Annotated in this window: 22 protein-coding genes, 4 tRNA genes and 1 rRNA gene; 10 read left to right on the forward strand and 17 right to left on the reverse strand. The window is 48.4% G+C overall.

What is annotated here, in order from left to right; genetic code table 11:
• Window positions 1-674: 674 nt before the first annotated feature.
• The 10 genes from ABWV55_RS05160 to psbB all read right to left on the reverse strand — a co-directional run bounded on the left by ABWV55_RS05160 (window position 675) and on the right by psbB (window position 9,840).
• Window positions 675-747: transfer RNA gene (locus ABWV55_RS05160), tRNA-Phe, on the reverse strand.
• A gap of 629 nt (window positions 748-1,376) precedes the next feature.
• Window positions 1,377-1,661 carry a DUF2470 domain-containing protein gene (locus ABWV55_RS05165; RefSeq protein WP_353291116.1) on the reverse strand — a complete coding sequence of 95 codons (285 nt, stop codon included), beginning with the start codon at window positions 1,659-1,661 and terminating at the stop codon, window positions 1,377-1,379.
• Window positions 1,662-1,883: 222 nt separating this feature from the next.
• On the reverse strand, window positions 1,884-2,786 hold the full coding sequence (locus tag ABWV55_RS05170) for a phycobilisome rod-core linker polypeptide (RefSeq protein ID WP_353291117.1): 903 nt from the start codon (window positions 2,784-2,786) through the stop codon (window positions 1,884-1,886).
• A gap of 159 nt (window positions 2,787-2,945) precedes the next feature.
• Window positions 2,946-4,190 carry an FGGY-family carbohydrate kinase gene (locus tag ABWV55_RS05175; protein WP_353291118.1) on the reverse strand — a complete coding sequence of 415 codons (1,245 nt, stop codon included), beginning with the start codon at window positions 4,188-4,190 and terminating at the stop codon, window positions 2,946-2,948.
• Window positions 4,191-4,197: 7 nt separating this feature from the next.
• The gene (gene metK, locus ABWV55_RS05180; protein ID WP_353291119.1) at window positions 4,198-5,430 is read right to left on the reverse strand and encodes a methionine adenosyltransferase; all 1,233 of its coding nucleotides are present in this window, start codon (window positions 5,428-5,430) and stop codon (window positions 4,198-4,200) included.
• Window positions 5,431-5,454: 24 nt separating this feature from the next.
• A complete protein-coding gene (locus tag ABWV55_RS05185) occupies window positions 5,455-6,228 on the reverse strand; it encodes an HAD-IA family hydrolase (RefSeq protein ID WP_353291120.1) in 774 nt (257 codons plus the stop codon).
• Between the two features lie 15 nt (window positions 6,229-6,243).
• The gene (locus ABWV55_RS05190; RefSeq protein ID WP_353291121.1) at window positions 6,244-7,350 is read right to left on the reverse strand and encodes a 30S ribosomal protein S1; all 1,107 of its coding nucleotides are present in this window, start codon (window positions 7,348-7,350) and stop codon (window positions 6,244-6,246) included.
• Window positions 7,351-7,452: 102 nt separating this feature from the next.
• Window positions 7,453-7,929: a transcriptional regulator NrdR gene (gene nrdR, locus ABWV55_RS05195; RefSeq protein ID WP_353292593.1), complete on the reverse strand. Its 477-nt coding sequence runs from the start codon at window positions 7,927-7,929 to the stop codon at window positions 7,453-7,455.
• Between the two features lie 217 nt (window positions 7,930-8,146).
• The gene (locus ABWV55_RS05200; protein WP_353291122.1) at window positions 8,147-8,242 is read right to left on the reverse strand and encodes a photosystem II reaction center protein T; all 96 of its coding nucleotides are present in this window, start codon (window positions 8,240-8,242) and stop codon (window positions 8,147-8,149) included.
• Window positions 8,243-8,280: 38 nt separating this feature from the next.
• Window positions 8,281-9,840 (reverse strand): photosystem II chlorophyll-binding protein CP47, encoded by a 1,560-nt coding sequence (gene psbB / locus ABWV55_RS05205; protein ID WP_353292594.1) that lies wholly within the window; start codon window positions 9,838-9,840, stop codon window positions 8,281-8,283.
• Window positions 9,841-10,040: 200 nt separating this feature from the next.
• Between psbB and ABWV55_RS05210 the strand changes: the two genes are divergently transcribed.
• On the forward strand, window positions 10,041-10,517 hold the full coding sequence (locus ABWV55_RS05210; RefSeq protein WP_353292595.1) for a 2Fe-2S iron-sulfur cluster-binding protein: 477 nt from the start codon (window positions 10,041-10,043) through the stop codon (window positions 10,515-10,517).
• Window positions 10,518-10,576: 59 nt separating this feature from the next.
• Window positions 10,577-10,681, forward strand: coding sequence for a photosystem II reaction center protein PsbM (psbM, locus tag ABWV55_RS05215; protein ID WP_353291123.1), 105 nt, complete (start codon window positions 10,577-10,579; stop codon window positions 10,679-10,681).
• Between the two features lie 24 nt (window positions 10,682-10,705).
• Here psbM and ABWV55_RS05220 read toward each other — a convergent pair whose 3' ends face one another.
• A complete protein-coding gene (locus ABWV55_RS05220; protein ID WP_353291124.1) occupies window positions 10,706-11,557 on the reverse strand; it encodes a universal stress protein in 852 nt (283 codons plus the stop codon).
• Window positions 11,558-11,997: 440 nt separating this feature from the next.
• Here ABWV55_RS05220 and prmC point away from each other — a divergent pair, with 440 nt between their 5' ends.
• Genes prmC through ABWV55_RS05235 form a run of 3 tightly spaced genes read left to right on the forward strand, consistent with a single transcriptional unit; the run spans window position 11,998 to window position 13,651 of the window.
• On the forward strand, window positions 11,998-12,891 hold the full coding sequence (prmC, locus tag ABWV55_RS05225) for a peptide chain release factor N(5)-glutamine methyltransferase (protein ID WP_353292596.1): 894 nt from the start codon (window positions 11,998-12,000) through the stop codon (window positions 12,889-12,891).
• Window positions 12,888-13,496 (forward strand): L-threonylcarbamoyladenylate synthase, encoded by a 609-nt coding sequence (locus ABWV55_RS05230; RefSeq protein WP_353291125.1) that lies wholly within the window; start codon window positions 12,888-12,890, stop codon window positions 13,494-13,496. The genes prmC and ABWV55_RS05230 overlap by 4 nt, the downstream gene beginning before the upstream one ends.
• Window positions 13,493-13,651: a hypothetical protein gene (locus ABWV55_RS05235; protein WP_353291126.1), complete on the forward strand. Its 159-nt coding sequence runs from the start codon at window positions 13,493-13,495 to the stop codon at window positions 13,649-13,651. Before ABWV55_RS05230 ends, ABWV55_RS05235 begins: the two co-directional genes overlap by 4 nt.
• Before the next feature lie 25 nt (window positions 13,652-13,676).
• Here ABWV55_RS05235 and ABWV55_RS05240 read toward each other — a convergent pair.
• From ABWV55_RS05240 to ctpZ, 5 genes are all read right to left on the reverse strand, one after another.
• A tRNA-Thr gene (locus tag ABWV55_RS05240) sits at window positions 13,677-13,748 on the reverse strand.
• A gap of 79 nt (window positions 13,749-13,827) precedes the next feature.
• Window positions 13,828-14,106: a cell division topological specificity factor MinE gene (gene minE, locus ABWV55_RS05245; RefSeq protein ID WP_353291127.1), complete on the reverse strand. Its 279-nt coding sequence runs from the start codon at window positions 14,104-14,106 to the stop codon at window positions 13,828-13,830.
• Between the two features lie 4 nt (window positions 14,107-14,110).
• Window positions 14,111-14,923, reverse strand: coding sequence for a septum site-determining protein MinD (minD, locus tag ABWV55_RS05250; protein ID WP_353291128.1), 813 nt, complete (start codon window positions 14,921-14,923; stop codon window positions 14,111-14,113).
• Window positions 14,924-14,979: 56 nt separating this feature from the next.
• Entirely contained in the window at window positions 14,980-15,645 is a 666-nt protein-coding gene (locus ABWV55_RS05255; RefSeq protein ID WP_353291129.1) for a septum site-determining protein MinC, read from the reverse strand.
• A 446-nt stretch (window positions 15,646-16,091) separates the two neighbouring features.
• Window positions 16,092-17,381 (reverse strand): carboxyl-terminal processing protease CtpZ, encoded by a 1,290-nt coding sequence (gene ctpZ / locus ABWV55_RS05260; protein ID WP_353291130.1) that lies wholly within the window; start codon window positions 17,379-17,381, stop codon window positions 16,092-16,094.
• A 68-nt stretch (window positions 17,382-17,449) separates the two neighbouring features.
• Between ctpZ and petB the strand changes: the two genes are divergently transcribed.
• Both petB and petD read left to right on the forward strand, forming a co-directional pair.
• Window positions 17,450-18,106 (forward strand): cytochrome b6, encoded by a 657-nt coding sequence (petB, locus tag ABWV55_RS05265; protein ID WP_353291131.1) that lies wholly within the window; start codon window positions 17,450-17,452, stop codon window positions 18,104-18,106.
• Window positions 18,107-18,157: 51 nt separating this feature from the next.
• The gene (gene petD / locus ABWV55_RS05270; protein ID WP_353291132.1) at window positions 18,158-18,640 is read left to right on the forward strand and encodes a cytochrome b6-f complex subunit IV; all 483 of its coding nucleotides are present in this window, start codon (window positions 18,158-18,160) and stop codon (window positions 18,638-18,640) included.
• Window positions 18,641-18,683: 43 nt separating this feature from the next.
• Here the strand turns inward: petD and ABWV55_RS05275 are convergent, their stop codons facing one another.
• Window positions 18,684-20,189, reverse strand: a complete 1,506-nt coding sequence (locus tag ABWV55_RS05275; protein ID WP_353291133.1) for a glycoside hydrolase 100 family protein — start codon at window positions 20,187-20,189, stop codon at window positions 18,684-18,686.
• 681 nt (window positions 20,190-20,870) lie between these two features.
• On the opposite strand from ABWV55_RS05275, the gene ABWV55_RS05280 reads away from it, so the two are divergent.
• The 3 genes from ABWV55_RS05280 to ABWV55_RS05290 all read left to right on the forward strand — a co-directional run bounded on the left by ABWV55_RS05280 (window position 20,871) and on the right by ABWV55_RS05290 (window position 22,700).
• A 16S ribosomal RNA gene (locus tag ABWV55_RS05280) occupies window positions 20,871-22,356 on the forward strand.
• Between the two features lie 187 nt (window positions 22,357-22,543).
• A tRNA-Ile gene (locus ABWV55_RS05285) sits at window positions 22,544-22,617 on the forward strand.
• Window positions 22,618-22,627: 10 nt separating this feature from the next.
• Window positions 22,628-22,700 (forward strand) — tRNA-Ala (locus ABWV55_RS05290).
• Window positions 22,701-22,885 lie beyond the last annotated feature (185 nt).

The following is a 22,885-nucleotide window of genomic DNA, read 5'->3' on the forward strand; positions in this document are numbered from 1 at the left end:
TTTAAAAAATTAAGACTGATACCAGTCAATATATATTTGGGATTCAACTATTTCTAGAGGTTCATAAAGTTTTAGTTGATCAGAAAAAATTATATTAAATAGGCTATCTTTTTTAAAAGCATTGATATTTATAGTAGAATACTACTTGCAGCCTTAAGAGTGGAAGCAGCTGGAAAAACATGTATGATAGGCTAATCCGCTAAATATCGCATCGGATATTAAAAGCTACTGCTAACGATTTTTCTTACATCCAGGTTAAATATGAAAAGATAAGTAAACTGATTTATCGAGTAAGTAAGCGTAAACATAATTATTTATTTGATCGTGAATATATTAGAGATCTTCTAAACCCTGTCCAATTTATAGGTTTGGTATTTGTCCCTATAAAAAATCTAGTTGAATACATAATATATCTGACTTATTCTTAGCAAAAGGGATAAGTTTTTATAGAAAAGTTTGCGGAAAACCTCTTTATTTCGTGTCTTGGTATTAGAAGGGTTGGAATTTGCGATCATGCTGCCTAAAAACTCTAGGCGCTGCAAAATCACTTTTATATTACCAATACTTATATTACTAGTTAATTATCCTCGCTTGTGCGAATACTTTTAGCGAGGACAGTGTGACACAACACAGCAAGTTGATCTCTACCTGGTGATGTTTGGATATTTTAAAAATGCCAGGACCCAGATTTGAACTGGGGACACGGCGATTTTCAGTCGCCTGCTCTACCAACTGAGCTATCCCGGCACGCCGCCTCGACAACAGGCTGAGTCTAAGTCACTGACTAAAAACAGCTGCATCACGGGAATAATGATCCCATGAGCAAGGATGCTAGTGATCCTATGGATTGATCTAATCAAAGACAGCGCCTGAGTCAGGTTAAAGAACTTCCTTACCCATTGTATACGACAACCATGCTAATGGGTGACGTTGGATGATGGCGAAACGGTAGCATTGCGGTCCGTCCGGCTGCTAGTGATGACCTAGAGGGGGTTGTTAAAGCAAATGCATACCGTCTGGAAGATTTTAGAAATAGATCGGAGATGGAAGTTTCTTTAAAGTTGCTACCCTAATGATGGATTAGTCAACATTGCCAGCCATAGCAGCAAGCTATCAATACTTTGACTCAGTAGACAAGTCCGAGCCGATACTTTGCACGGTCTAAATGTGTGATTAGTCGATGTAAAATTTTAACACAACTTGCAATCAACAGATTTGATCGCTTCGGTTTATGCCGGTCGTAGAACTATTTAGGAATCGTGGTCTCAGCTCGTTTATTGTAAGGTGATCGGCCGAATTTACATCTTTGAAGTTGCTGCGGGCTACGTCACAATTTTCAATAAAGTTCACTTGTAGCTTTAGGAAGGGATTTTCCCTTACGAGTCTTTGCCATTGCTACAGGGCATAGCTCTAAGCATAGCTACTAGAGTCCGGTGAGCATCCTCACTGTCCTTCAGGGTATGGTCAAACGGGATTTGAAGAGTGCTCCCATCGACCTCAAGCGTCATATAATCGGCCTCAACAGTAAGCATTCGAACTTGTTGAGGTGATTCTGCTCCTCCATAATACCTTGAGTAAGCTGCCACAGCATCAGCGTGACTATCATTCATATGGGCGCAGATACGCGCACTCACAGCAGGAGTTAAAGGATCAGTAGACATACTAGAGATTACAAAAGATTAACCCAGATACTGCCAAAGCAGTGCACTCAGCCGAACAACACTAAATCCAATGTAGCATGATAATATTACAAACAAGAGAATGGAAATCACTTTTTGTGGTTTTGTTGACATGATAAAATAGAAGAACACTATAAAGCATCGAGACTATGTGATTATAATGTTTTCATTCAAGACGATCTTGAAACTAAATACAAAGTGTATTCAGGTTAGAAATTTTGTCGTTTTCGGTGAAAATATTCTAGCAAATGCTCCAGAAGTTGGATCATTCATTGCACGTGAATAAGAAAAAGCTAGGACTTCATAGCCACCCTCGGCTGTACTCAAACGCCTAGCATTACTGAATTCCATTAATAGCTGACTGCGACTCTCGATCGTGGTGTCTGAAGCAGCATTGCCAGGAGTGACTCGTCCAAGGTTGGTAAATGTGGAGCAATAGGTACCTGCTGCCGAGGTCCAAGCGCGTAAATAAGGAACAGTATTGGTTCCAAATATTTCCAAATACTCCTCTGAATGTGTGATCTTCTCGATAAAATTATCAAACCCTTGCTCGGCGATAAGAGTGATAGCTGCGCTTACTTCAGTCTGATTGATTGGTGGGCGCCCAAGGAGATGTTTGTAACTCAACTCGATTCCACGGATGGGAGAGACTTGGAAGAAGTAATTTTGCTTATAAAAATCGGATTTGGCAAGACCAGCTACAAAATCGCGGATAGAGATACTTCCATGCCTCAATCGAGACTCAAGCTCGATACAGCATTGGTTTTCTGTTAGTCCAAGGTTTCCAAAGATTTGTTTGTAAGCCGCCGTAATGGCAGCTTTTAAGGCGTCATTTCCCGTAGAGGCAAATTCATCTGCATCCACAGTGAATGGACATTCGCTGTGGATGCGCTGGCCAATGCCAATGCCGGTGGTGTTGCACAAATTTTCCTTATATTGATAAACGGTTTTGGCAGCGAGTCCCTTTGTCAGAACTGGCTTACCAAGTCTTTCCTCTTCTCGATAGCGATTGATAGCAGTCTTTTGCTTAGGTTTCGCAACGTTGTTGAAGGTATATGAAACTCGGCTTAGACTAGTAAAGTCGCGTATCGGCTTGATGACGACCATTGGTGAGTTTTATCGAGAGACTTAAGTGTGAGAATAAAGCTATGCGGTTATTCAGCCTCTTGAGAGGGGAGGTTTGCAACAAAATGCTCGGCACGCAATTTGCTTGGGTTCTTATTTGAAGAATTGATTCTTTTTACAAATTATTCCATTTAGTCTTGCTTAGTCGATTGTTTGACCTTGGCCATCGCTAAGAGCTAATCGAGCTACTCCTGCTGCAGGCGGCTGATTACAGGTGATTACTGGACAGCCCAAACGACGCTCTCTGATCCTCCGCCACTGCGGATTGCGTGCCCCACCTCCAAGGCTGATCACTCTCTTGGGGCGATTCGCTCCTAAACATGCCAAGGTTTCCCAGCCTTGTGCCTCGATTTCGGCAAGTCCTTCTAACAAACCATGAAGATACAGTGCGTCACTTGTGGGGCGTGGTTCCAGTATTGGCTGCAGGGTCGGATCATCCACCGGGAACCTTTCCCCGGGTCGGGGCAGTGGGCGAAATACCAAGTTACTATCACTTTCGGGATTGATTTGGCGACTGAGTTCGTTTAGCTGCGTATCGGTAAAGAATCGACGCAACACGCCTGCTCCAGCATTGGATGAGCCGCCACAGAGCCATTTTCCTCTGATGTAGTGATTTGTTACGCCTTGCCCTTGAACTGGGTGCTTTGTGAAACGTTTCATCGCTAGGGTAGTTCCCAAAACTGTAACGCCGTCATCTTCACCGGGTTCTGCGGCTAACACCGCGGCATTAGAATCCGTCGTGCCAGTGCAGACTTGAAGATCAGCAGGAAGTCGAAGCTCTTTTGCTCTTGCTCTCGCTATTGTCCCCAGCCTAATGCCGCTGGAGCGAATGGTGGGCAGTCGGTTCTGCCATACTTGTTCAGAGAGTGAATTAAGCCAGCAACTATTTTCTGGGTTCCATCCCAAGCGGAAGTTGTTGCTTGCTTCGCCCCATCTCCAGTCATTTAAAAGCCAGCCACTGATCCAATCCGCCTGGTGACGTAGGAGCGTGGATGAGCCATACATTTTGGTTAAGTGAAGTGCACGTGCCAAGCTGCCACTGCTACTTGCAGCGGGGCCTCCTTCCGGTGCTAGCTCCTGCAGCTGCTGCTCATACCCCCGACAAGTCTGCCAATAGCCTAGAGCAGGTCCACAGGCCACTCCCTGCTCATCACAAGCGAGCAAAGTGCCCGATGTACCATCAACTGCGACGGCCCTAATTCTACGTCGTTGGTCAAAGGGGATCCCCTTGATTAGCTTTGAGCAACTCTGTATCCAGTCTTCGGATCTGCTTAGACCAACGTTATAAGAGATGGATTGTGAGTATCGGAGAGATTTCTTCTGATCAAGGACGGCAACACGAACACCACTAGTACCCAAATCGATGCCAAGCACCAAAACATTCATAACTCAATCAGGCCTTGCGCAGTTCTTCCGCTTTTGCGTCGACGTCTTCCCAGGGAAGATTGAGATCATTGCGGCCAAAGTGTCCATAGACCGCGGTGTTTTGGTAAAAGCGCCCGCCGCGTTGTTGAGGTAAATGACGCAATCCAAAGTTTTCGATAATGGCGCCTGGACGTGGATCAAAATGCCTTTGAACAAGGGCAGCTAGATCTTCATTAGATGCCTTTCCGGTGCCAAAAGATTCCACTAGAACTGAAACGGGTTTGGCAATACCGATTGCGTAGCTTAGCTGAACCTCAGCCCGTTTAGTTAGACCAGAGGCTACAAGAGCTTTGGCAACAAAGCGCGCAGCGTAGGCAGCTGAGCGATCCACCTTAGTAGGATCTTTGCCAGAAAAAGCGCCACCACCATGGCGAGCGTAGCCACCGTAGGTGTCTACGATGATTTTGCGTCCGGTGAGACCAACGTCCCCTTGAGGGCCACCCACGACAAACTTGCCTGTAGGGTTGACGAGGTATTTAGTGTTTTTTCGATTGGTCTCGAGGTCGAGGTTGAGACCGGAAATAGCAGGAATTACCACATGGATCCAGAGGTCTTCAGTGATATACCTGCGAATAGCTTGCTCGTCGCTCATTCCGCCCACTTCTGCAGTGTGCTGAGTAGAAATTAGAATTGTGTCAATGGCGACGGGTTGACCGTTCTCGTAAACCACGCTGACTTGGGTTTTACCATCAGGTAGGAGATAGTCGAGGGTTCTGTCGTGGCGCACTTCAGCAAGGCGACGTGCTAAGCGGTGCGCCAAACTGATAGGCAACGGCATCAATTCTGGAGTCTCATTACAGGCGTAACCGAACATAATCCCCTGATCACCGGCACCAACCTTGCTGAAAGGATCACCAACATGGTCACCTGCTTCATTCACACCCTTAGCAATGTCTGGAGATTGCTGATCCAATGCCACAAGCACAGAGCAGCTGCTAGCATCGAATCCGCTTGCTCGGGCTTCGCTATATCCGATTTCTTTGATCACATCCCGAACGAGACGGATAAAATCCACTCTCGCTTTTGAGGTTACCTCACCCATAATCATGCAAAGGCCAGTATTTACAACTGTTTCGCAGGCCACACGACTGCTAGGGTCTTGTGAGAGTAAAGCGTCCAGGATGGCATCACTTACCTGATCGCAAATTTTGTCCGGATGGCCTTCGGTAACAGATTCCGAAGTGAAGACGTAACGGCTCATGCAGATTGATGTCTTGCAAGGACTTTACAAGTCAGCTTCAAGATCAAGCTCATTCCAATGATCTAACCGATGGATCGCAGAAGGTAGATCGGGATTCAACTGCCATCCGCCAAAGTAACCAATGATGCAGCCAATACCGGCCCCCTTCGCCATCTCTAAATCTGTCTCCGCATCGCCGATCAAAGCGCACTGATACGGAGCAAGATTGAGGCGAGTACAGAGTTGTCGCACTGCATTCGGATCTGGTTTTCTTGGTCGATTATCGGCACTCCAGCAGTCGACGATGAGTGAATTAATGTCTTGATTTCGCAGAAAGGCTTGAATCGCTACAGTGGTATCATTGCTGATCACTGCGTTCTGGATGGATGCACGAGCTAACTTTTCCAGCAGTGCTTTTGCGCCTGTTAATAGCCGACGCGAGTCCCCACCATTATCGTGCTGCTGATCAACTTGTTTAAAACAGATATTTGCTAAAGCAATAGCTTCAGGCCAGCTAGAACCAAAAATGCATAAAATGGTCGCTGTTGAGATGAGATTATCCTGGCGAGTTGCTACGGCAAGGGTTCCTCCTGGATGAAGTGCTCCTCCTCGAAGTCCAAAGGCTTTACGTAAAGTGATCTCAAGTTGATCAAGATTAGAAGACCCTTTGTATTGGATCCAGAGATCCCGAATTACGCTAACCCTTCGCTCAAACAAGTCAAGGAGATATGGCTCGCTATGGCAGAGGGTGCCGTCTTTGTCAAACAGCACCCCGTCAACCGTACCAATGGGCTGTCCCTTTAGCAGTAAGGTAGCCATATAGCCATCAGCGACTCAAATCATCATCGAGCTGATTGGATCTTCTCCTTCTTCGGCTTGTTCTTGAAGCATCTGTTTGTAGCGAGCAGCCATTTCCTCAGCCTTGTCAAATACCTTCTGAGGATCAGTAAGCATGTCACCCGGTTCAGGTTCAAGAGCTTTGGTAGAAAGGGAAATGCGACCTCGCTCCGCATCAAGATCAATTATCATCACTTTCATTTGGTCATTCACATTCAGAACCGAATGGGGTGTTTCAATGTGCTCGTGACTAATTTCAGAGATGTGCAACAACCCACTTACGCCGCCTATATCGATAAAGGCGCCATAAGGCTTAATACCACGAACCGCGCCAACTACTACTTCACCCACTTCCAAGCGATTCATCTTGCGCTCTACTAAGGCGCGGCGATGACTCAAGACCAAACGGTTGCGCTCTTCATCCACTTCAAGAAATTTAAGTGGAAGGAAGTCGGCGACTAGCTCTTCTTTTGGCTTGCGTGTACTGATATGAGAGCCAGGAATAAAGCCACGTAATCCTTCGACGCGAACTAATGCACCACCGCGATTGGTTGCAAATACTTCCGAATAGATCGTAGCGTCTTCTTTCTGAAGCTGGCGAACCCGTTCCCAGGCGCGTTGATATTCTATCCTTCGAATGGAAAGCGCTAGCTGTCCGTCTTCATTTTCTTCGCTCATGATGAAGAATTCACGGATTTCTCCAGGTTGGAGAACATCACCTAAATCTTCTACCCGATTAATCGACACCTCTTGTAGAGGCATAAAAGCTGCTGTCTTTGCTCCTATATCAATCATAGCGCCTTTAGATTCCAGCGCAAAGACAGTACCGTTAACAACATCGCCGGGTTTAAAATTATAGTCGTATTTACTGAGCAATAACGCAAACTCATCTAAAGTAAAACCGGCATCCTCGAGATTGTTGCGGTTGGCCCTGTTGCTGGGATCATCAGCTGTCGGAACATCTTCAGGGAGACCCAGTTCTTCTATTTCGAATACTTGCTCAGTAGTAACAACACTATCTACCGCGGCAACAGCAGAGACTGCTGCGGTTGATGTTGCGCTGCTGAGATCTTGGGTCTGCTCTTCAATGGGCGTTGCGGTCATGGAGATCTGGCGGTCTACCTCGTGTGGGCAGTTCGAATAATTCACGCAGAACACCCGCCGACGCTCTACGGACAGTGTGCAATTCTACAGATATATTAGACTTCAAACCACTGCGGCCAGGTGCCCTTGTTCAGTATTCATTGTTTCAAGGGTGGAAACGAAATCGTCAATACCGCGAAACTGTCGATAAACAGAGGCAAAGCGGATATAAGCAACTTCATTGATCTGTTTGAGTCCTTCTAGAATCAGTTCGCCAATCTCAGCGCTTGCGATCTCTTTCTCTGCACGTTGCTGAAGGTGTAGCTCCAAGTGCTCGACTAGATTTTCGATCCGTGACTCATCAAGCCTTATTTTATCGCAAGCACGGTTCAGACCGTGAAGTACTTTATTGCGATTGAAGATTTCTCTGCTCCCATCGCGTTTGATAACCATGATTGGAACAGTTTCAACTCGTTCATAGGTAGTGAATCTAAAATCACAATTGAGACACTCCCGACGACGTCGCACACTGCGCCCACCATCTGCAGCCCTGGATTCAAGGACTCGGCTATCTGTGTTTTGGCAAGAGGGACACTGCAACCCAGTTCCAAAATGAATATGCATTGACTGTAAGCATTGATTTGTGACTTGAAAAGGGCAACCGCTCAATGTCTATTTTCAGTAAGAGTTTTTTGGCAGACTTGGACCGCTTCGTTCGGTTTTCGATAACTAAGTCCATGGTGCAACTGAACTTGCTCACATTTGCTGTTTGATTAAGCATAAAAAACCCCACCGAAGTGGGGTTTTGCCAATCTGATTACTTACCGATCTTTGGCGGATCGCGAAAGGCGATGGCAAAGAATAATGTCGCAATTGCAAAAAAGAGTATGAGGACGTAAGCGAAGCTTTCCATCGAGAGTTCTCCTTGACTTAATTAGATAGGAAAGATCATCAATTAAGAGGTGTCCCCGCTGGAGGTAGGTATCCCTCAGGCAAACGGCGTGTGGATCTGTCTCCTAATTTGGCGAACAAGCCGAACTCAACTTGATCACCCAGGTCTGGGTCAATACCCGCGAACACATCGCGATACAGGGTGCGAGCACCGTGCCAAATATGACCAAAGAAGAAAAGAAGCGCGAAGGTCGCGTGTCCAAAGGTGAACCATCCGCGAGGTGAGCTACGGAAAACACCATCGGACTGGTAGGTGTCACGGTCAAAGTCGAACGCTTCACCCAACTGAGATTTACGTGCCAAGCGTTTCACGTCTGCAGGATCAGCAAATTGCTGGCCATCAAGTGCTCCGCCGAATACCTGAGCGGTAACTCCTTGCTGCTCAAAAGAGTACTTGGCTTCAGCGCGTCGAAAAGGAATATCAGCACGAACAATTCCTTGTTCGTCTTCCAAAACGACCGGGAAGTTCTCGAAAAAGTTAGGTAAACGTCGCACTTGAAGTTCACGGCCGTTGCCGTCGGTAAACACGACATGACCAAGCCAGGATGTAGCTAGACCATCGCCATTCACCATGGGGCCAACTCGGAACAAGCCACCTTTCGCTGGGCTGTTACCGACGTAATCATAAAACGCTAGCTTTTCGGGAATCGAAGCAAAAGCTTCTCCTCGAGTAGCGCCGTTATCCATAGCAACTTCAACACGACGATTAATTTCCGATTTGAAATAACCCTGATCCCATTGGTATCGAGTAGGACCAAAAAGTTCAACGGGGGTGGCGGCAGAGCCGTACCACATAGTCCCTGCTACGATGAATGCGGCGAAGAATACTGCTGCAATTGCGCTAGCTAAAACGGTTTCAATATTGCCCATTCTCAGAGCTTTATAAAGACGCTCAGGGGGACGGGTTGTAATGTGGAAAATTCCAGCAATGATTCCGACAATTCCTGCAGCTATGTGGTGTGCAACGATGCCTCCGGGGTTAAAAGGATTGAATCCTTCCGGCCCCCAAGAAGGCTGCACAGCTTGCAAGTGACCTGTAATACCATATGGATCTGATATCCACATGCCAGGCCCAAACACTCCCGTGAGGTGAAAAGCTCCAAATCCAAAACAGCCAAGACCAGCCAGTAGAAGATGGATACCGAAAATCTTGGGTAGATCAAGCGCAGGTTCTCCGGTTCTAGGGTCCTGCCAGATTTCAAGATCCCAGTAAGTCCAATGCCAGATGGCGGCCAGCATTAGCAGACCAGAAAAAACTATGTGGGCGGCAGCAACACCTTCGAAACTCCAAAAACCTGGGTCAACCCCGGTTTCACCAGTGATGCTCCAACCACCCCAGCTACCGGTGACTCCTAGGCGGGACATGAAAGGCATCACGAACATGCCCTGACGCCACATCGGATTCAAGATAGCGTCAGACGGGTCAAAGATGGCCAATTCGTACAAGGCCATGGAGCCGGCCCAGCCGGCAACCAGAGCTGTATGCATGAGGTGCACAGCCAAAAGGCGACCCGGGTCATTAATGACGACGGTGTGCACCCGATACCAGGGCAATCCCATAGGTACAAGTTCGGGGGACAAGGCCACGTAAACACGCAGCCAAACGAAGGGGATCCTAAAGGTTTCTGTTCGGTAGTTGATCGTAATTATTGCGAATTCCGACAGTCCTGCAACTTCCGGTCACAAGGTTTTCACTCTACGAATGTGCACAAAATGCAAACTTTGACTACATGATGGGGGCTTGTGTGACGTTTAACCTCATGCCGGCAATCCGTTTTGTTCGTGAAGGTCGTGACGTGGAGTGCTACCCCGGAGAAAATCTACGTGAAGTAGCCCTACGTGAACGCATCGAGCTTTACGGTCTTAAAGGTCAGCTTGGTAACTGCGGTGGATGCGGTCAGTGCAGCACCTGCTTTGTTGCCGTCATTGATGGGAGCGATGCTGATGCTTTGACGGCTCGCACTCCTGTAGAAGACAACAAGCTTCGTCGCCGCCCTCAAGATTGGCGCTTGGCCTGTCAAGCGCTTGTTGAAAAATCGCTTTTGGTGTTGACCCGTCCTCAAGTGCGCTTACCAGAAGCAAAAGCCCGCCTTGCAGCTGCTCGTCAAGCTCCTTTACCCACAGGACCTATTGCCTGGCCAACTTCTCCCAATAGCGAGCCTGAAAGTGAAAAAGACATGGTCGGAAACGACTCTGATGAGAAAGTTTCGGGTGCTACCGCCAATGAAGAGGCATAACCCTGCTGCGCCCTTAGTCACCTGCCAGTGATACCTTCGCGGATACTCCTTCAGCGACCATGGAAACCAACGATCTCGGATTCGTCGCCAGCCTCATGTTCATTCTGGTTCCGGCGATCTTCCTGATCATCCTCTACATCGGTACAAATCGCAGCGAGAGCTGAATATTATTTCCATTTAAAAAACTTTTAACGACGTTCTGGTTCACGGACAAGCAAAACCGGAGCAGGAGCGTGGACACGGATGTAATCGCTGATAGATCCCCCGAGCAGCTTGTCGAGGTCGACAAGTCCACGTGCCACAAGGGGACGACGGTCTTGTGATGCAATTACGAGTAGGTCAGCATTTACGCTTTTGGCTGCTGTACACACGCAGCGGCCCACATTGGTCCCTTGGGCACGGATGGTTTTGATGCCTACTCCCAGACCCCGCGCTTTTTGAACTGCCGCATCGAGTACGTTGTCGTTATTCTCGGTTCGTCCTTCCCGGGATGGGGTTGGTTCTTGTCTCACCACATGCACACCGGTCAAGGTTCCGCCAGGTATATCGTTCACTAACTGGCAAGCGACTCGAATAGCATCGTCACTCACTCCGGTGCCGTCAATTGTCACCATCACTCGGTTGATGTGACGTATGTACAAGTCATCTCTTACGAGCAGCATCGGTCTAGTAGAAAGTTGAAAAACATACTGACTGGTGCTGTTGGCGAGGATAGACTGAAGGCGTCCAAGTCCTCTCGATCCCATCACAATTAAGTCGGCATCTAACTCATCGGCCACCTTGAGCACTACTTGTTTGATGTCACCCTCACGAACTAGGGTTCGGGCAGATCTAGGTTCAAGGCCCATGAGGCTGATCGCTCTGTCGAGAATGCATTGAGCGTCATTACGGTGTTTCTCGAAGCCTGCTTGGCTTTGCTCTGGCACGACATGCAGCAAATTTACGCGCGCTGCTTTTATGCTGGAGATGTCCTGCAACATGCGGATCATTTCTTCTACGTGGCCCTTACCTGAATCAGCAATAAGCAAGTTTCTAAACATGACTGACGAAGCAAACTCTGCAGAAGCTTACGGGCAGCAGTGATGTTGTTTCAGAGCGTAATCGATTAACATCAGCGCCGCCGCGATCTCTCACATAGGTGGAATATTCTAAGCGTGGTGTTGGCTTAATTTGCAAGTGACTTAATTTTATTAAATTAGATACCCGTGCAATTTGTCTCTCTCTAGGCCATACACGTCGCTGACTGTCCCGTGTCAGCAAGGCATCTAATCCAAAACCAAGCCGCCTTACTGATCCTATGAATTATCTCGATCCAATATTCAACTTAATTTGCTTTAGTGTGAACTCGCCCAAGGCGCACTAGATTGGCATCATTAGAAATTGAAGTGTTAGTCGTCCCACCCTTCAGATTTTGATTCTTAGGCATCAAGAGGTGTTGGCATGTGAGGCTGAAGGGTCTTTAGCGAAAGCACAGATTTTGATGGCATCGCAGCTTCTTGCTAGTACAGACCTGCTGAATTGGCGTCGCCATCAACTTCAGCGTGGGGGGCGTGCTGCAGATCTTGACTGGCTATTGGATCTTGGTGCCGGAGTATCCCGTTCTGTTTTGCAGCGACTTCTATTGGACCCTGAAGGAGAAGAAACTGTGCCCGTGCAGAAATCATTGAGCAAGCTGGAAAAGCTCTGGTTGCGCCATCTTGAGTATTCCCAGCCGCTTCAGCATTTGGTTGGTGTTTGTCCTTGGCGCGACCTACTGCTGGAGGTATCACACGCGGCCTTAATTCCTCGTCAAGAGACTGAGATTCTAGTGGACTTGGCCTTAGCTCATGCGGTGAAGCGACCACCGCGATGTTGGGCTGACTTGGGAACGGGTTCAGGTGCTATCGCTGTCAGCTTGTGCAGAGCCTGGCCCCATTCGGAAGGACATGCAGTGGATTTAAGTAGTGGTGCTTTATCGCTGGCAAAGCGCAACCTCCAGGCCTTAGCACCCCAACACAAATGTAGAATTCATCGCGGATCTTGGTGGACTCCATTACGCCCTTCATGGGGGCAAATTGAAATGGTGATTAGCAATCCTCCCTACATTCCCCAACCGCTAATGAGTGGGCTAGATCCAGTGGTGCGTGATCATGAGCCACACATCGCATTAGTAGGCGGAGAGGATGGCCTTGATGCGATCCGTTCTCTTCTTGCCGATGCACCGCGCGCTCTAGCTCCTAATGGGGTGTTATTGCTGGAACATCACTATGATCAAAGTGAGCGGGTTCGGAACTTGATGCTGGCATCTGGGCTGGTGAACGTCACCGCCGCTTCTGATCTTGAGGGGGTGTTGCGTTTTGCTTTGGGGCAGCGAGATTCGCGATCGGTCCCATGACCGTTCCTTTGAATCCAATCATGCTCGGCCCTACGTCTTTAGTGCGCCATTTACAAGCTTCTGAAGTAGTTATCATTCCGACAGATACATTGCCTGGATTGGCTGTTCTGCCTGAATATGCCCAGCGAATTTGGGAGTTCAAACAACGGCCTGCTGATAAACCACTGATTTTGATGGGAGCGACAGCTGATGCTCTCTTATGCGAAGTCGATCCTGTTTGCTACGACGATGCCAGGGCTCTGGCGGAACAGCATTGGCCTGGTGCACTTACTTTAGTGCTCCCAGCACAGGGAAATTACGTGGACCATCTTAATCCTGGTGGTGTCAACCTTGGATGTCGTCTCCCGGCCTGTTCAATGACACGGGAATTGCTTACTTTGAGTGGTCCTCTTGCCACCAGCAGTGCAAATCTATCTGGTAAGCCTGCCGCCACTAATGCCTTTGAGGCTGCTCAATGGTTTCCGGCTGTTGCTCAGCTTGGACCACAGCCCTGGCCATTGCATTCTGGCCAGGCCAGCACCATCTTGATCTGGACAGGTTTACACCGTTGGCACGTTGCACGCCATGGTGCTGTGATGCCGGAAGGATTGAATGAAGCGGAATGATCGCGCTAATTGGACTTTGTATTTTTGTAATGACGTTTCTCCACTGGGTAGTTGAGCCACTGGAACTCGCCTTAACCCCTTTATTTGAGTTCACCGTATTCCCTTGGCTTTTGGTGGGGTTCGGTCTCTGGTTGTTGGCTGCCCAAGACAACTAAGGACGGAAACTATTAGTTCCTCAAAAGCCGGCTAACGGACTTGAACCGATGACCTTCGCTTTACAAAAGCGCTGCTCTACCACTGAGCTAAGCCGGCACTCACACATTTTATCGATCAGTCTCTACCAGGCTATTTCGCTGAACTGCTTAGATACAGTAAAATAAAGTGTTTCTATTTATCGCCGAATACCCGAACAGCTTGATCCTCGAATTGGAAGATTTGCCACAAGGGTGGTCACACGGTCCTCGGTTTCGAGGCTCACCTCACCTTCTTCGATATCGATCTCAACATAACGAGCTACAACTTCAAAGATCTCGCGACGCATCTGCTCCAGCAGCTCTGGACTAAGATCGCTGCGATCGTAAGCTAGCATAAGGCGTAAGCGCCGCTTAGCTGTACTAGCGCTGGAGTCCTGGCGGCCCAGTAGTTTGTCGATGAAATCTTTGACAGTCATCGATTTAAAAAAGTCTGGTTTGCATCAGTTGACGCACCCTGGCGCGGATCCCTTGACGCGATTCAGAGGGATCTATCATGACAATGTCTTCTCCCTGGAGCCTGCGAGCAACATCGCTATAAGCTCTAGCCACGGGGGATCCACTATCTACCAGGGTTAGGGGCTCGCCCCTGTTAGTGCTAACAATCACTTGTTTATCCTCAAGAACTAAGCCAAGTAATGGAAGGGCCAAAATGTCCGTAACGTCATTAACGGAAAGCATCTCTTGGTTGGACATCATTTTGGGTCGCACCCTATTCAAAACCAGCTGTACTGGCGCTACCCCTCGAATGTTGAGAAGGCCAACGACACGATCGGCGTCGCGAACAGAGGCAACTTCAGGGGTGGTGACAACGATAGCCTCACGAACAGCTGCAGCTGCATTTTTAAAGCCGTCTTCTATGCCCGCAGGGCAGTCGATCAAAACATAATCGAACTGTTTTTCTAACAAAGACACAATTGCTTTCATGTCGCTTGGAGTAAGCCACTCGAGCATCCGAGGATTGCCAGCAGGCAATAAGGCTAGGTTGGGCTCTTGTTTGTGTTTAACGAGGGCTTGCTGCAACCGACATGTCCCAGCCAACACTTCCTGAGCGGTGAAGACGATCCTATTCTCGAGACCTAATAACAGATCAAGATTGCGCAGGCCGAAATCAGCATCCATAACAACAGTCCTTGCACCGAGCCTGGCTAAGGTGATACCGAGATTAGCTGTTGTGGTCGTCTTGCCGACACCACCCTTGCCGGAGCAGATCAGGATCGTTCGGGTCGTCGACACCAGGATTCCGCTTTGTTCTGATAAGAATAATCTCCTTACTGGGTGTGGCAATAAAATCAACCACGCCGAAGACTATGTACTTCGGCTGGCTCGATTGTGATGACGCCATCGATTAGAGTCGCCTGCTCTGCAAGTCCAGGTTGGGGAAAATCCTCTGGCCCACGGGCCACAACATCAGCAATACGTAGTTGTAAGGGTCGCAGTTGCATCGCCACGATCCGAGCACCAGTTCTCCTATCCAATCCAGCACCAGCATGGGCTACACCCCGTAACCGTCCCCATATAGAGATGTCTCCCGACGCAGTGATAACGGCCCCAGGATTGACGTCTCCATAGACAAGGACGCTGCGATCACTCTGAAAGTGGTCACCTGATCGCAACGTGCCAAAATGGAATGTCACTCCTTCGAGCTGTTGGCTCGAAATTTCGGAGGAGACTTTAGGCTGAGATAGTTCCACGGCATTAGGACAGTCCAGCTCTTGCAGACTCGCTTCTAAGCCCAAGGCTGACGCGCTCACTACAGTTTCGGGAATACTGCTAATCACGCGTCCCAACTGCCGCCCACTTTGATGGACTCTGGCTATCATTGCCTGTAAGTCCGTACAGTTAAGTAGCCAGTTTCCACAGTCAATGTCAACCCTCTCAACGGTTGAGGCGTCGAGCAGTTCCGTTACGGCCTCTTGCCAGTGTTTAGATCGATAGTCTGGAAGTTGCAATCTCATCCTTTAGGTTTTCGGTTCACGCTAGAAACTCATTCAAAGACTTTCACTTGACTCGCCGACGACACCGTAAGTGAGACGCGGTTTAGGCACTTGAATTCACGTACACTCTAAAGGAAGATCATAAATTGGTCTCGCGCGATGGTGCTGAAGTAACTCTAGCGTTTGGGATACTGGAATGGACTGGCGGAGCCCCGGCCCTGAAGCTTATCGGCAGACAGACTTAAAAATCGTGAGAAACCGAGTGAGATATATCCGGTGCAAATATTAAGTTAAGTCAGCTTGATTTGGCTCTATAGACCATGATCGAAGCTGGAGAACGCAAAACAAAACACCCGATTAATATCATTAACATAAAATGCAATGCCATTAGAGTCGGCAGTGATTTACTTTTAGTCATGCGGAAGCGTTGATCTCCTGGCGCAGCGGACCACGGTGCTTGCACTACTTTATGAAGTTGAAGAATTGTCTTTGAGTGCTAATAACGACGTCATCCACTGCTCAGCCTCGTTCAACCAACGGTCTCCTTCGCCACCCGGATTGAGGGGTTCCGGACTCGACAAAAATTTATCGGGTTCGATTCCTGCATTCTGAATATCTCGACCGCTGGGGGTCACATAACCAGCCACTGTGATAGCAAGCCCGCTACCGTCGCCCAGGCTGGTGAGCGTTTGGATTAGACCCTTCCCAAACGTGCGATTGCCTAGCAATACAGATCGACTGCTATCCTGTAAAGCACCAGCAAGAATTTCACTGGCACTTGCTGTTCCGCCGTTTACGAGAGTCACCATTGGTCCGTCGTATAGTGTCGATGCTCCGGCCTGAATGGTATCTGTGATTCCTTCTCGGTTTCGGGTTTCAACGATTGCGTTGCCACTCAGGAAATCATCAGCAACAGTCAGACCGGAGCTTACTAGACCTCCGGAGTTATTGCGAAGGTCCAGTACTAATCCTTCAATCTCCTTCTCCTGAAGTTCATTCAACGCCTCTGACACCTGCTTTGGCACCCCTTCTGTGAACTGCGTGACTCGGAGATAACCGAGAGTGTGGGACTCGGTACGTAAGCGGCGCGTGCGTACGGGGCGAAGGTCCACGTTGCGCCGTTCCAGAATCAACTCCTTGGGTTCACTGCTTCCCTGCTGCAGTGTCAAGATGACTTGTGTGCCAATTTCTCCTCGGAGGGCATTGGCAGCGCCTTCCAACCCAAGACTTTCAACTTCTTGTCCGTCCACCGCCAGTAGTCGCGTGCCACTCATTACGTCTGCATCAGCGGCAGGAGATCCATCCAAAGCCGAGATCACAATCAACTGATCCTGGCGATCATCAGGTCCAAGTCGAAGACCCACCCCACTGAGACTACCGTTAGTGCTATCTTTCAAGGCTGCATAATCTTTTGGCCGTAGTAGTCTTGTGTATGGATCGCCGATTTGTGCCAACATACTCTCTATAGCGGCATACGCCTCTTCGCTACTCTGAATAGTCTTCTCTAAGGTCCTTTGGCGTTGACGTCGCCAATGTACGTCTTCAAGCCGTTTTGGGTTCCAATAGGCTTGATTTATAAGTTGCCAACTGTCTACCACAAGTTTTTGGCTATCGCTCAAGGCCTGAATTCTAGAGATGGGCGTGAGTAGTAAACCAATCACCATTACAGTGGTTGCTAAAGACTCCACCAGCCGTCGGACTGCTCGAGATACAGCGTGTTGCGGGTATTGTGAGGGATCGTTAACAATTGGATACATCAGAGGTCTGTTCGCCTCAACGGTTGAAGCGTTTTTAGTAAACTTGCGTAACTTAAACTTGCCTGTGTATGGCGAACTCTTCGCCCGTTTACGACTGGTTCCAAGAACGTCTGGAAATCCAGGACATTGCTGACGACATCAGTACCAAATACGTGCCGCCTCACGTCAATATTTTTTATTGCTTGGGCGGCATCACCTTGGTGTGTTTCTTAATTCAGTTCGCGACCGGATTCGCGATGACTTTTTATTACAAACCGACTGTCGCTGAAGCCTACACATCTGTTCAGTATTTGATGACTGACGTCAGTTTCGGCTGGTTGATTCGTTCGGTGCATCGGTGGAGTGCCTCAATGATGGTACTGATGCTGATTTTGCATGTGTTCCGTGTTTACCTAACAGGCGGTTTTAAGCGTCCGCGTGAACTCACTTGGGTCACTGGAGTGACCATGGCCGTGATCACCGTTTCCTTCGGCGTGACCGGTTATTCCCTGCCTTGGGATCAAGTCGGTTATTGGGCTGTCAAAATCGTCTCTGGCGTCCCAGCCGCTATCCCTGTAGTTGGAGATTTTATGGTTGAGTTACTGCGCGGTGGTGAAAGCGTTGGCCAAGCTACCTTGACTCGCTTTTACAGTCTCCATACGTTCGTAATGCCTTGGTTGCTTGCGGTCTTCATGCTAATGCACTTTTTAATGATTCGTAAACAAGGCATTTCCGGCCCTTTGTGATTACCGCTTACCCCTTAACCGTTTCTAATCAACGCAACACCAAATTAATCGATGCACATTCTCAAGAAGCCAGACCTTTCTGACCCCAAGATGCGCGCGAAGCTCGCGAAAGGGATGGGCCATAATTACTACGGAGAGCCCGCTTGGCCCAATGATTTGCTCTACATCTTCCCTGTCGTTATTCTTGGGACGATTGCCTGCGTCGTGGGATTAGCCGTTCTTGATCCAGCCATGTTAGCTGACAAAGCAGATCCCTTTGCTACTCCCCTAGAAATACTCCCCGAGTGGTATCTGTACCCTGTATTCCAGATTCTTCGCGTTGTCCCTAACAAGCTGCTCGGAATCGCATTGCAAACTTTAATTCCTTTAGGATTAATGCTTGTCCCCTTTATAGAGAGTTTTAATAAGTTCCAGAATCCTTTCCGCCGTCCTGTAGCCATGACCGTTTTCCTTTTTGGGACAATTACGACGGTCTATCTAGGCATTGGTGCTGCTATGCCCATTGACAAGTCTTTGACTCTTGGCCTCTTTTGATTAATCGTTCCGCAACCATTAAAGCAAGAACCCCAGTCTTTTATTAGTTTGGGGTTTTTTTATTCCTAGTCGTTTTTATTTTGTACGGATTCGATCTGCTTGGTCCTGCATCTAAGTTTAACATTAGAGCGTCGTCAGAATTAACCCGGAGGAAATGATGTGTAAGCAAGAAACCTACAATAGTCCAAGTTTGATATGTTCGAGATTGCTGTCCAACCCACGTTCCTGTTGGTCCATCAAAATATTCAGCCCACTGTTGGCGTGGAAGCTGGTTGAGATGGGTTCGGTAGCACTCGTCTAAGAGAGTTTTCATTTGGCCCATCAACAACACATCAGCATTAGGATACATTTGTTCGTGCAAAAGGACTGAAGATCCAAAAAACCAAAGCAGACTTGGCCAATGCCCACCGTTGTGGTAACTCCATGGCCAATTTTTAGGGTCTGATCCCGTTTTATTTTCCCACTCAACCCCTTCCATGGGAGGGTGACAAATTCGCATAGGCATTTGTGCTATCAGGTGAGCACGGTTGTGTTGAACAAGTCGAAATAGAGCTCGTTGTTGTGGCGCAGTTAGGAGTCCAAACATAGATGCGAGTGAATTCCCAAGACTGTAAAAACGAAAATCTGGCCTACCAGTTCGGATGTTGCCAATTAAATATCCACCACGATTCTCAAGCCAATCTTGTAGCCAGTCGGGGATAACCTGCGGCTGAACGTTAAATTCGTTTTGGTGTTGATTATCTCCATATTGCTCAGTAGGACGTCGTCTAAGTACCTGTATAGTTTTGCTTGTAACCCAATAATGTTTCAGCAAAAATTGACGCAAATCATGTGTCCATTGTCGACTGAGTCGGAGCCGTTCTGCAAGAAGAGCGCTGGTATCATGACGTTGGCATAGCTCCATTAACTCTATGCAGCTACGTAGTGAGCCGTATAATAAAACTTCTACTTCGAGCGGCGCTCCCCAAACGTCCATTGGGCGGTCGATCATAAAAGCACAATCTGGAACGAATAGAACTGGCGTACCTTCAAAGCTAGGGTGGAGTACGAGATCAAGAAGCAGTTGAATACCACGCTGCACCTCAGGGCTACGGCCGAAGTCTTCATCGCCAATGCGTTTTACGTAGATCCAACAGAGAATTGGCCACCAAAGGCTGGCATCTACTGATGTGATGCGACCGATTGATCGCTGTCCGTAATCAGCAACAAGATTTCCTTCTTCTTCAACAAAGCTGGTAGGAAAAACACCGCGAGTTTGAACACTTGTGCTTTGTAAAGATAAACAAACCCGCAGAAATTGTTTGACAATAGAAAAACGACCTTGTGCCAATAGATAGATCATGACAGGAACATTATCCCTTACAAAAATCTCGCCGTAATTTAATTTTGTGTCGGCATTGCGACTCTTAAGAGCTGCAACGCTGCCAGCTAGTTTTCCCTGAATTGCTATCAAAGTGCGTTCGAAGTGTTCCTGGGCTCTCTGCACCACCTGATCTTCTTTAGAATTAAATCGAAACTGCCGACTTTGTTTCGTGAATCGCGTCTGCATCCCGCTTCGACTCCAGGTTTTTTCTTAGAATTCAGAGATAGCAACGTATTTAACTTGTAGGAGCAAGTTTACAGATGATTTCGTCGAATTACCCCTTGCGGATGGGGAACGAGTGGTGTTATACTACAGGCTTGCGCGGGACCGAAAGGCAAGCGCATGAAAAAGACCAAGAGCACTAGATGACGAAAGCCTGAAGGTGTTTTGAGGTCGGCTTACTAAGCTGAGCAGGGAGTGATCCCGTGATGTTGTAAGCTTCGGAAGTGGTTGCTTGCGACCACTTTGATCAACCGTTTACTTCCGAAAAGGACAGAAGCGTTAGTTGATCGCACCTAGACAACCGAAGTTTAGAAACCAGCGTTTTCATCGTGTCTAATTCTGAGTTTTGCCATAGAGCAAAATTAAGAGAGCGATGAAAGCGTGAAGTCCCGTCAAAAGTTTTTAGTTGCATAAAATACTGTGTATGTAGCCAAGAAGTCTTCACGAAACCTATTGGTTACCAATATACTCGGTATGTAAAGAAAGCAACGACCGGATCTGAGATCCTGGAAAGTCACAAAGAGAAATCTAAAGTGCACTCTTAAGAACCCCTCTCTGCATAACAGAGAAGGTTGCATCAGCTGTAATCAATGAGATGCAGATGAAGCAAGTCAAGTTGCGGCGAAAGCCAAAAGGATTTGATCTACAACGGAGAGTTTGATCCTGGCTCAGGATGAACGCTGGCGGCGTGCCTAACACATGCAAGTCGAACGAACCTTCGGGTTAGTGGCGGACGGGTGAGTAACGCGTGAGAATCTGCCCTCAGGAGGGGGATAACGGTTGGAAACGGCCGCTAATACCCCATGTGCCGCGAGGTGAAATGAATTTCGCCTGAGGATGAGCTCGCGTCTGATTAGCTAGTTGGTGTAGGTAATAGCTCACCAAGGCATCGATCAGTAGCTGGTCTGAGAGGATGATCAGCCACACTGGGACTGAGACACGGCCCAGACTCCTACGGGAGGCAGCAGTGGGGAATTTTCCGCAATGGGCGCAAGCCTGACGGAGCAACGCCGCGTGAGGGATGAAGGCCTCTGGGCTGTAAACCTCTTTTATCAAGGAAGAAGATCTGACAGTACTTGATGAATAAGCCACGGCTAATTCCGTGCCAGCAGCCGCGGTAATACGGGAGTGGCAAGCGTTATCCGGAATTATTGGGCGTAAAGCGTCCGCAGGCGGCTCTTCAAGTCTGCTGTTAAAAAGTGGAGCTTAACTCCATCATGGCAGTGGAAACTGTTGAGCTTGAGTGTGGTAGGGGCAGAGGGAATTCCCGGTGTAGCGGTGAAATGCGTAGATATCGGGAAGAACACCAGTGGCGAAGGCGCTTTGCTGGGCCATTACTGACGCTCATGGACGAAAGCCAGGGGAGCGAAAGGGATTAGATACCCCTGTAGTCCTGGCCGTAAACGATGAACACTAGGTGTCGGGGGAATCGACCCCTTCGGTGTCGTAGCCAACGCGTTAAGTGTTCCGCCTGGGGAGTACGCACGCAAGTGTGAAACTCAAAGGAATTGACGGGGGCCCGCACAAGCGGTGGAGTATGTGGTTTAATTCGATGCAACGCGAAGAACCTTACCAGGGTTTGACATCCTGCGAATCTCTTGGAAACGGGAGAGTGCCCTCGGGAACGCAGTGACAGGTGGTGCATGGCTGTCGTCAGCTCGTGTCGTGAGATGTTGGGTTAAGTCCCGCAACGAGCGCAACCCACGTCTTTAGTTGCCAGCATTGAGTTGGGCACTCTAGAGAGACCGCCGGTGATAAACCGGAGGAAGGTGTGGATGACGTCAAGTCATCATGCCCCTTACATCCTGGGCTACACACGTACTACAATGCTACGGACAAAGGGCAGCGAGTTCGCGAGTACAAGCAAATCCCGTAAACCGTAGCTCAGTTCAGATCGTAGGCTGTAACTCGCCTACGTGAAGTAGGAATCGCTAGTAATCGCAGGTCAGCATACTGCGGTGAATACGTTCCCGGGCCTTGTACACACCGCCCGTCACACCATGGAAGTTGGCCATGCCCGAAGCCGTTACTCCAACCCTTGTGGAGGAGGACGTCGAAGGTGGGGCTGATGACTGGGGTGAAGTCGTAACAAGGTATCCGTACCGGAAGGTGCGGATGGATCACCTCCTAAACAGGGAGACAAAACAGCAGTTTTGATGTCTAAGTACTTTTATTCTTTAGGCCAAAACCTTGTCACCTTAGGTCGATCGGTACTTCAAGATTCATTTCGGTCATCTATGAGAAATCATTGAAAAGCTGGGAAGAATATCTGGTTTCTAAACTTGTCTAGGTCACGCCCCGCAAGAGAAAAGTATCCTGGGCCATTAGCTCAGGTGGTTAGAGCGCACCCCTGATAAGGGTGAGGTCCCTGGTTCAAGTCCAGGATGGCCCATTCGGTATTGGGGGGTTTAGCTCAGTTGGTAGAGCGCCTGCTTTGCAAGCAGGATGTCAGGAGTTCGAGTCTCCTAACCTCCACTGCCCAGCAACTTGGAGGATCAATTTAAGTGAGTAAGTGAGCGTGATCTGGATATTTCCGTTAGATAAGATCCTAGCTTCTTATCATTCCAAAAGAAAGATTAACTTCAAACTTTGGTTGGTAAGACGCTAGGCTCCTTAAGCTAGTCGAAAGACTAGCTTGATAGTCTGGCAGAACCTTGACA

Source organism: Synechococcus sp. M16CYN (genome assembly GCF_040371545.1).
In the GTDB taxonomy this organism is placed as follows: domain Bacteria; phylum Cyanobacteriota; class Cyanobacteriia; order PCC-6307; family Cyanobiaceae; genus Parasynechococcus.